The sequence below is a fragment of the Intestinibacter sp. genome (assembly GCF_022780145.1).
Taxonomy (GTDB): Bacteria; Bacillota; Clostridia; order Peptostreptococcales; family Peptostreptococcaceae; genus Intestinibacter.
Map to the genome: position 1 here is coordinate 1 of NZ_JALEXO010000105.1, position 7870 is coordinate 7870.

At 33.1% G+C, this 7870-nt stretch carries 9 protein-coding genes; 5 read left to right on the forward strand and 4 right to left on the reverse strand.

The window, feature by feature from the left end; genetic code table 11:
• Nucleotides 1-705, reverse strand: a 705-nt coding sequence (locus tag MR593_RS03785) for an SH3 domain-containing protein (RefSeq protein WP_290687045.1), incomplete at its 3' end; no start/stop codon positions are given.
• A 227-nt stretch (nucleotides 706-932) separates the two neighbouring features.
• Here MR593_RS03785 and MR593_RS03790 point away from each other — a divergent pair.
• Both MR593_RS03790 and MR593_RS03795 read left to right on the forward strand, forming a co-directional pair.
• Nucleotides 933-1424, forward strand: coding sequence for a DNA-deoxyinosine glycosylase (locus MR593_RS03790; protein WP_290687047.1), 492 nt, complete (start codon nucleotides 933-935; stop codon nucleotides 1422-1424).
• 53 nt (nucleotides 1425-1477) lie between these two features.
• Complete coding sequence (locus MR593_RS03795) at nucleotides 1478-1819, forward strand: zinc ribbon domain-containing protein YjdM (protein ID WP_290687049.1); 342 nt, start codon at nucleotides 1478-1480, stop codon at nucleotides 1817-1819.
• A 560-nt stretch (nucleotides 1820-2379) separates the two neighbouring features.
• On the opposite strand, the gene MR593_RS03800 is transcribed toward MR593_RS03795, so the two are convergent.
• The 3 genes from MR593_RS03800 to MR593_RS03810 all read right to left on the reverse strand — a co-directional run bounded on the left by MR593_RS03800 (nucleotide 2380) and on the right by MR593_RS03810 (nucleotide 3960).
• The gene (locus MR593_RS03800; RefSeq protein WP_290687051.1) at nucleotides 2380-2694 is read right to left on the reverse strand and encodes a YbjQ family protein; all 315 of its coding nucleotides are present in this window, start codon (nucleotides 2692-2694) and stop codon (nucleotides 2380-2382) included.
• Between the two features lie 73 nt (nucleotides 2695-2767).
• Nucleotides 2768-2959 carry an Arc family DNA-binding protein gene (locus MR593_RS03805; RefSeq protein WP_290687052.1) on the reverse strand — a complete coding sequence of 64 codons (192 nt, stop codon included), beginning with the start codon at nucleotides 2957-2959 and terminating at the stop codon, nucleotides 2768-2770.
• Between the two features lie 5 nt (nucleotides 2960-2964).
• Nucleotides 2965-3960, reverse strand: a complete 996-nt coding sequence (locus MR593_RS03810) for an SPFH domain-containing protein (RefSeq protein WP_290687053.1) — start codon at nucleotides 3958-3960, stop codon at nucleotides 2965-2967.
• 280 nt (nucleotides 3961-4240) lie between these two features.
• Here MR593_RS03810 and MR593_RS03815 point away from each other — a divergent pair, with 280 nt between their 5' ends.
• The 3 genes from MR593_RS03815 to MR593_RS03825 all read left to right on the forward strand — a co-directional run.
• Nucleotides 4241-5959: a [Fe-Fe] hydrogenase large subunit C-terminal domain-containing protein gene (locus MR593_RS03815; RefSeq protein WP_290687055.1), complete on the forward strand. Its 1719-nt coding sequence runs from the start codon at nucleotides 4241-4243 to the stop codon at nucleotides 5957-5959.
• Between the two features lie 2 nt (nucleotides 5960-5961).
• Complete coding sequence (locus MR593_RS03820) at nucleotides 5962-7119, forward strand: SpoIIE family protein phosphatase (RefSeq protein WP_290687056.1); 1158 nt, start codon at nucleotides 5962-5964, stop codon at nucleotides 7117-7119.
• 458 nt (nucleotides 7120-7577) lie between these two features.
• The coding region (locus MR593_RS03825) for an alanine:cation symporter family protein (protein WP_290687059.1) at nucleotides 7578-7870 on the forward strand (293 nt) is incomplete at its 3' end.

Here is a 7870-nt window from a genome sequence, read left to right on the forward strand (position 1 = left end):
TAAATACGAGCTATCTACATATCCAGTTTTTCTATTGTAGTTTATTTTTGACCAGCCATTTGATGTCGATAATACTGTAACTTTTTCCTTGTAAGATAGCTTTCCTAATTTTGAATAGCTTGTCCCTGGTCCACTTCTTACATTTAGTCCTACTGTAGCATTTACGTATTTTGTAGTCCCTTGGTTTGTATCAGGCTGTTGTGAAGTCTGTGAGCCTGGTACTGTATTTTGTAAATACGAGCTATGTACATATCCTGATTTTCCATTGTAGTTTATTTTTGACCATTCTCCTGATGTAGATAACACTGTCACCTTTTCCTTGTAAGACAGTTTTCCTAATTTTGAATAGCTTGTCCCTGGGCCACTTCTCACGTTTAAACCTACTGTCGCGTTTACGTATTTAGTAGTCCCTTGGCTAGATACATTATCACTCTTAGTCACGTAATCTCCGTGAACGTAACCTGTAGTTCCATTGTATTTTACTTTTAGCCATTCTCCTGATGTACTTATGTACTCTACCTTTTGTCCTTTATATAATGAACCTATTATCCTATAACTAGTCGATGGCCCTGATCTAAAATTTAGCGATGAAGCCGTAACAGTTCTCATATCAGCAGCTGCTTCTACTTGAGACACATTCACAAGCGGCAATGCCACCGACGCCATCATAGCACTTGCTATAATGTAATTTTTGTTTATACTCATACTCATCTCTCCTAATATTTTTTCGTTAATATACTTTTGTATGTATATTCATTTGTATATTTTACAATATTTTAGTAATAGTTGTCAAAGTTATATATTTTAAATAATTTTATCGTTATTTTAATTGCAATTTGTTATTTTAAGATTTCTAATAATAGGCGAGCTTGACATAAAAAAAATAGTTTTCTATCATATAAATATCATCATATTAGAAAGGATTAATTGTAATGGAAAAAGTAAAACACGAGATACCTCCAGTTTACGACGAAAACTCCAAAATTCTAATTTTAGGCTCTTTTCCATCTGTAAAATCTAGAGAAAATCAATTTTTCTACCATCACCCACAAAATAGATTTTGGAAAACTCTAGCTGCAGTTGTAGGCTGTGATACACCCATCTCTATAGAAGAAAAAAAGAAATTTCTGCTAACAAACAACATAGCTGTATGGGATGTTATCGCCAGCTGTGAAATAGAGGGCTCTAGTGATAGCAGTATAAAAAATGTAGTTGTAAACGACTTTAACTCAATAATATACAAATCGAATATAAAGCAAATATTTTGCAACGGAGGAAAATCCTACGATTTATACAGAAAATACTGTGAAAAATCTACAAACATGAAGGCGATAAAATTGCCATCTACAAGCCCTGCAAATGCTAGATTTTCACTGGATAAGCTGATATCAGAATGGAAAATTATCGAGGACTATTTGAAGTAACACCAAATATGTGATATTATATAGACCTATCACAAATTTTAGGAGGAAACTTAATGGAAAATTTACCAAATTGTCCAAAATGCAATTCAGAATACACTTATGAAGACGGCTCTCTTTTAGTCTGCCCTGAATGTGGCTACGAATGGAATGCCGACATGGAATTTGATGAAAATATTATAAAAGACGCAAATGGAAATGTCTTAAGCGACGGAGATTCTGTAATTGTAGTAAAAGATCTTAAGGTGAAGGGAAGCTCATCATCTATAAAAATAGGAACTAAGGTAAAAAACATAAGATTAATACACGATCCATCTGATGGTCACGATATAGAGTGCAAAATCGACGGTTTTGGCGCTATGAAATTAAAATCTTCAGTAGTAAAGAAATCACAATAAACGATAAAGACTAGGTTTAAATCTAGTCTTTTTATAATTTCCGTCATGTATTTCAAAAATATTAATAATCTTTAAAATGAAGACTTTTTTATATGTTAACATTTTACAATTATATAAAAATTTTTTTATTTGATTTACTTTTATTTTTTCGTAAATTTTTTATTTTTCTTTTGTAAGTTTTTTATTGAATTCTGTATACAAATAAATTTGTAATCTCTTCTATTTATATATGTTTGAAATAATCATACGTTTTCCTAAAATACTTATCATTTTTACCACAAATTCCGACAAAAATAATCGATTGACACTAATAAATTACTTCATTATAATAATAATCAAGAAATTGATAATACAAAATATTTTAAAAATGTAATAAACATATACACTAAGTTTGGCATATGTTTAGCGTATATGAATTAATACATATTCTACTTTCCCCAAAGTTAGAATCTAAAAGTCAGCCCGGCATAGCTGACTTTTTTAGTTTTTGGAAATACTTAAAAAAGGCTATCAATCCATTTGCAAATTGATAGCCTTTACTATTACAATAAAATCAAAATCTATTCAACTACTACTGCTGTTCCATAAGCTATAACTTCACTAGCACCTTGTACTATAGAAGAAGTCATAAATCTCATTCCAACTATAGCGTTTGCTCCTGCACTGCTAGCTTTTTCTACTAATCTCTTCATAGCTATATCTCTAGCTTCCTCCATCATAGCAGTGTATGATTTCATTTCTCCACCAACTAGACCTTTTAGTCCTGCTCCAATATCTTTACCTATGTTCTTTGATTGAACTGTTCCACCTGAAACAACTCCTACAACCTCTTTAATTTCTTTGCCTGGTATTTGATCTGTTGTAACTATAATCATTTCTCTTCCCCCTAAAAATATTATTAAAATTTTACACTTTTATAAATAAATACAGAAAATATATTTTTCCATATTACTCATCTTCATCTAAAGTAGATTTTTTCTTGCTTTTCTTGCGCGCCTTGACGCATTCTGTGAGCAAGTACTCTATCTGACCGTTTATAGATCTAAACTCATCCTCTGACCACTGAGCTAATTCATTCCACAGAGTTGGCGAAATCCTAAGCAAAATTTGTTTTTTACTCTTGTCTTTTTTCTCAGCCATAATAATTAATAAATAGAACCGCTATTTACTATAGGTTGGGCGTCCTTACTTCCACATAAAACCACAAGTAAATTGCTAACCATAGCGGCCTTTCTCTCGTCGTCTAGCTCTACGACTTCCTTTTCGCTAAGAGAATTAAGCGCCATTTCAACCATACCGACAGCCCCTTCTACTATTTTCTTACGAGCTGCTATTATTGCCTCTGCTTGTTGACGTTGTAGCATCGCCGCTGCAATCTCTGGTGCATAAGATAAATGAGTTATACGGACCTCTTCTACTTCTATACCTGCTATTTCTACACGTTTTTGAAGCTCTTCTTTTAGTTTATCTGCTACCTCTTGGCTACTTCCACGAAGCGATTTTTCCTTGTGATCCTCTGAGTCTTCTGAATCATATGGATAAAGTCTCGCAACATTTCTTATAGTTGAGTCGCATTGTATTGATAAAAATGTCTTGTAGTTTTCTACATTAAATACAGCTTTTGTAGGATTTACGACCTTCCAGATGACTATAGTTCCTATTATTATAGGATTTCCTAGCTCGTCGTTTACCTTTTGTTTTTGGTTGTTAAGTGTCATAGCCTTTAAAGATATTTTTTTATTTTTTGAAGTTGAACTTTCTTCGTCTGATTCCTTTTCTCCTAGCTTGCCGAGCTTAGCTACTTGAGGTTCGTAAGTTGGATTTATCGCTGTTACGAATGGATTTACAAAATAAAATCCTGGTTTCTTAAGTGTTCCATAGTAATTACCAAATAAGACGAATACTATAGATTCATTTGGATTTACTATTTTTAGACCACATAATAGAAGTATTCCTGCTATTAATAAAACTATCGCAACAAAGACAGGCCATACTATTTCAAGTACAACTGTCAAAACTATCCCTGCTGGAAAAGCTAGGATAAACAATATCCCTAGAAAAAGACCCAGCCAGCCACTCATGGCGTTTATCTCTTTTTCTTCAATGGATTTCTCCTGTTTAGCTAAATTCACTTCACTCATAAGTACACACCTCCTTGTAATTTATCAATGACTATTGGTGAAGAAATATATGATAATGATATTATTTTGATATCATTTTTATATTTATATAATAATCCGTTTTTGTATTTTTTACCAGTTACATTTTTGTAATATTTCAAATTAATCTATATCTATATATAAAACTAAATATCAAATAATAGTAAATATTTTTAAAATATAGTATAATTTTATTAAATTTCAAATAATTTCCTCATTAATCGAGGAATATTTCAATATTTATTATAAGGAGGAAAATCTTATGTCCAATTCTAATTTTTCTAAAAACGGATGTAGAGGATGTTATGCATGTGTTAGATACTGTCCTGTAGATGCTATAGTTATAAAAGATGGTCAAGCAGACATAGTCAAAGATAGATGCATCCTTTGTGGTAACTGCACTAAAGCGTGTCCACAGCATTATAGAGTTGAAAAAACAAGCTTCAGCACTGTCAAAAGCTTAATCAAAAGAGGTGAAAAGGTAATTGCATCAATAGATCCTAGCTTTACTGCTGCATTTGGCGACAAAAGTCTTAAAATACCAGCAGCACTTAGAAAATTAGGCTTTTCACATGTAGAGGATTCTAGTATAACCACAAAACCAATTTTTGACATATACAACGCCTATGCAAACAAAAATGACGATCAAAACTACATTACATCTATGTGTCCTTCAATCAACCATCTTATTCAAAAGCATTATCCAGAATTAACAGACTGTCTAATTCCTGTAGTTTCACCATATATAAGCCATGGACGTTTTTTAAAGCGTAAATACGGAAGCGACAACAAAGTCGTATTTATAGAGCCTTGTATAGCTAAAAAGACCGATGCAAATAATGAAATTTGTGCAGATGAGGTTATAACATTTTACGAATTACAAAAATGGATGAATATAGAAAATATAAATCTTGACGAGCTAGAAATCGAGCCGTTCGATCTTGTATGTAATGATAAGGTACTATTCCCGATGCCAGGAGAAACTGCCAAGCTTATTGAAAGCAAAAATCCTCATAAAACAGTTTTATGCGTAAACGGTATTGACGATTGTAAAAGCGTCCTAAACGCTATAAAGGACGGCAAATTCGAAAATACCTTCTTTGAAATGAACGCCTGTGACCACGGATGCTTATACGGCTCAGATTTAAATACAGACGACAGATGCTTCATAGAGGTAAAACGAGATTTATTAAAAAATAGAGCAAAATACAACGAGCTATTCAAGGATAAATCAGAGCCAAACCCATATGCCGATATGGCTTTAGACGTTTTTCTGCATAAGGAATATCCACCTAAGCCTGTCAAATTAAAACAACCTACTGAAGCTGAGATACAAGAAATTTTAGAATCAATGGGTAGAATGACTCGCTACGATGAGCTAAATTGTGGTAACTGTGGCTACTCTACATGTAGAGAAAAGGCGATTGCTGTATTTAACGGGCTTTCAGAGCCTTCAATGTGCTTGCCTTATATGAGAGATAGAGCCCAAAGTCTGTCTAATGTAATATGTGAATGCTCACCTAATCTGATAGGTCTTATAGATAAGAATTTATTTATTATAGAATTAAATCCAGCTGCCGAAGCCTTCTTTGGGATAGAAAAGGACGAAGCAAAGGGAATGCCTCTAGGTATGTACTTAGATGATGAGGAATTCGAGAATGTCAAGAAATCCAGAAAAAACGTCAGAAATGAAAAAGTAACATTTGAAGAATACAAAAACTCTACTATACTACAGACTATATACTGGTTAGAAGAATACCAAATGTTCTTATGGCTTGCTGTCGATATCACTAAGGATGAAAGAGCCCAACAAAAGCTTCAATCTATGAAGGTAGAAACTATGGAAATAGCTCAACAGGTAATCGACAAGCAAATGACTGTAGCACAGGAAATAGCCAGCTTACTTGGAGAGACAACAGCTGAGACAAAAGTAACTTTGACAAAATTAAAAAATTTAATTTTAGATGAGGAAGGTAACTAAAGATGAAAAATTTTATAGATTTTGCATCAGGTAGTCTTATTAAACACGGTGAAGAGCTTTGTGGAGACAACGTAGAATTTTATATAGGTAAGGATATGTGTGTCGCTGTTTTATCCGATGGACTAAGTAGCGGCGTAAAGGCAAATATTTTATCGACTCTTACCTCTACAATAGCTCTTACAATGATAAAAAACGGTCTTACAATAGAAGAAACTGTCGAGACAATCGTCAAAACACTGCCTATAGATGCCGAAAAACAAATAGCCTACTCTACTTTTACTATAGTGAAAATCACAAACGACGATAAAGCATATATAGCAGAATTCGACGGTCCAGAGACATTTTTCTTGAGAAGAGGTCAAATCGAGAAAATTTACTATACGGAGAAAAACATCTGTGGAAAACTGGTTCGCGAGGCTAATATAGATTTAAAAGAAAACGACGTACTAGTATTTGTAAGCGATGGAGCTCTATACGCAAGTGCTGGACAAGCCCTAAACCAAAACTGGAAATGGGAGGACATCGCAAAATACCTAAAAATGCACACTAGGGATTCAATGTCTGCAATGGATATAAAAAACGATCTGCTAGGTGTATGCAACCAAATGTATCTACTTGAACCGGGCGATGACACAACTGTATGCGTATTAAAAGCTACAAGACCTAAAAAAGTCAAGCTTTTCACTGGACCTCCGACAAACAAAGAGGACGACTCCAAGGTGGTGAAGGAGCTCACAACTAACGCCGACATAAAAATAGTCTGTGGCGGTACAACCTCACAAATAGTGGCTAGAGAACTAGGAGTCGAGATAAAATCTAGCTCAGAGATTTACGACAAGGAGGTTCCTCCTATAGCTTATATTCAGGGAATCGACCTAGTTACAGAAGGTGTGCTTACTCTTTCTAAGACCATAGAGAGATTGCAGGAGTTATCTAAGAGCTTGGATGACGATATATTCAAATCAAAAGACGGTGCCTCTCAGATGGCTAAGCTTTTGTACAGCGCATCTCATATCGAGCTGTTGGTTGGAAGATCGCTTAATATAGCAAATGCTGAGTCTTTTTTCCAGAGAGATCTAGAGCTTAGACTTCATGTAGTTAGTGAGCTTGAAAAGGTGCTTGTTCAATTGGGAAAAATCGTATCTATTAAGTATTATTAAAAAATAAAATATCTCCAGTCATGTTTTGGGCTGGAGATATTTTTAAAATTATTTTTATATTACAAGTAATCAAGTATCTATTGCATAACTGCTCGTCCTAACTTTCATATAAATTTTACTATCCTTATACAAAAATATACTATATAAAACGCTATAATACTACCTATTTTCGCCTCACTTACTCTTGACAAGCTTTATTCTAGGTTATAAGTCTATCGTAAAATTTTTACAGTATTTTACTTTCAAAAGTATCGTATAATTTTTCAGAAAATATTATATTTTCAATAAAAAGGATAATTAATATTACATATTGCTTTTACTATTTATTTACATTATAATGTTTATTGTGACTATATTATAATTACAAATTAATTTTATACAAAATATAAATTACATATATTATATTTTTATATATGTTAATGTGTTATAAATTTTATTTTATTTTGAGGAGGTATTTAATGGAAACTTTAAATGGTTTTGTAACAGTAATTAATGACTTTTTATGGACTTATATCCTTGTAATCGCATTAATTGTACTTGGTTTATATTTCTCATTTAGAACAAAATTTGTTCAATTTAGATATTTTGGAGAAATGTTCAGACTTTTAGGCGATGGAATGGGCAAGGAGGCTAAGGCCGACGGTAAGATATCTTCATTCCAAGCATTCTGTATAAGTACTGCATCACGTGTCGGTACTGGTAATATAGCGGGAATTGCTATAGCTATAATGTCAGGTGGTCCTGGGGCTGT

Excerpts from the sequence above, each read along its gene's own strand:
- MR593_RS03795 (WP_290687049.1), top strand. The coding sequence starts at position 1,478 with ATGGAAAATTTACCAAATTGTCCAAAATGCAATTCAGAATACACTTAT.
- MR593_RS03810 (WP_290687053.1), bottom strand. The coding sequence starts at position 3,960 with ATGAGTGAAGTGAATTTAGCTAAACAGGAGAAATCCATTGAAGAAAAA.
- MR593_RS03820 (WP_290687056.1), top strand. The coding sequence starts at position 5,962 with ATGAAAAATTTTATAGATTTTGCATCAGGTAGTCTTATTAAACACGGT.
- MR593_RS03815 (WP_290687055.1), top strand. The coding sequence starts at position 4,241 with ATGTCCAATTCTAATTTTTCTAAAAACGGATGTAGAGGATGTTATGCA.
- MR593_RS03805 (WP_290687052.1), bottom strand. The coding sequence starts at position 2,959 with ATGGCTGAGAAAAAAGACAAGAGTAAAAAACAAATTTTGCTTAGGATT.
- MR593_RS03800 (WP_290687051.1), bottom strand. The coding sequence starts at position 2,694 with ATGATTATAGTTACAACAGATCAAATACCAGGCAAAGAAATTAAAGAG.
- MR593_RS03790 (WP_290687047.1), top strand. The coding sequence starts at position 933 with ATGGAAAAAGTAAAACACGAGATACCTCCAGTTTACGACGAAAACTCC.